The 1,171-nt window shown below is 39.5% G+C and carries 1 protein-coding gene; it reads right to left on the bottom strand.

Annotated features, from left to right (window positions below; all coding sequences use genetic code 11):
• Positions 1–975: 975 nt before the first annotated feature.
• Positions 976–1,171: hypothetical protein (locus ACRDCA_RS25165; protein ID WP_438691968.1), on the bottom strand; the 196-nt coding region annotated here is incomplete at its 5' end.

Genomic DNA, 1,171 nt, shown 5'->3' with positions numbered 1-1,171 from the left:
AGATGTTCTTTTCAAATGAAATAAAGTCTTGTTTTCAATGAAGACATGCATGTCTTTAATGTGTTTGATGCTTTTTGCTCCGCAAGTAAAGCTGGAGCTACTATGCCAAGACAGCTTAGTTTTGCATTTCTATGAACGGCGACACTATGTCAGTGCTCCTCAGCGAAAGAAGAGAACGCTGGTCCACAGATGCTGATATGCTTCTTTCCCTGTAAGAGAAAGTCAGTTTATGCAATTTTAAAACCAAAGCCAGCCAATATGACAGATTTTCTTTTCAAATGAAATAAAGTCTTATTTGTAATGCAGAAAGGCGTTTCTTGATCTGTGAGTAAAGTTAGAACTACTGTGCACAGACCGAAGATTAGCGTTTCTGTCAACACTGACAGAATGTCAGTGCTCCACAGCAAAAGAAGAGAACGCCGGTCCACAGATGCTGACATGCTTCTTTCCCTTTAATAGAAAGTCAGTTTATGCACTTTTAAAACCAAAGCTTGCCAATACGACAGGTGTTCTTTTCAAATGAAATAAAGACTTGTTTTCAATGGATAGATAGGCATGTCTTTAATGTGTTTGATGCTTTTTGCTCCGCAAGTAAAGCTGGAGCTACTATGCCAAGACAGCTTAGTTTTGCATTTCTATGAACGGTGACACTGTGTTTGAGCTCCTCAGCGAAAGAAGAGAACGACGGGTCTACAAATGCTGAAAAGCTTCTTTCCCTTTCAGAGAAAGTCAGTTGACACAAAGTTAAGAGAAGAGCTTGCCAATATGAAAGATGTTCGTTTCAAATGAAATAAAATCTTATTTCTATTGTAGAAAGGCGTTTTTTGCTCTGCAAGTAAAATTAGAGCTACTATGCACAGACAGAAGTTTAGCGTTTCTGTCAACTGTGACAGAATGTCAGTGCTACTCAGCAAAAGAAGAGAACGCCGGTCCACAGATGCTGATATGCTTCTTTCCCTGTAAGAGAAAGTCAGTTTATGCAATTTTAAAACCACGGCCAGCCAATATGACAGCTTTTCTTTTCAAATGAAATAAAGTCTTATTTGTAATGCAGAAAGGCGTTTCGTGCTCTGCAAGTAAAGTTAGAACTACTGTGCACAGACCGAAGATTAGCGTTTCTGTCAACACTGACAGAATGTCAGTGCTCCACAGCAAAAGAAGAGAACGCGGG

The organism is Serratia sp. (in: enterobacteria) (assembly GCF_051654945.1).
Classification (GTDB): domain Bacteria; phylum Pseudomonadota; class Gammaproteobacteria; order Enterobacterales; family Enterobacteriaceae; genus Chania.
This window is presented reverse-complemented; position numbering and strand designations above follow the sequence as displayed.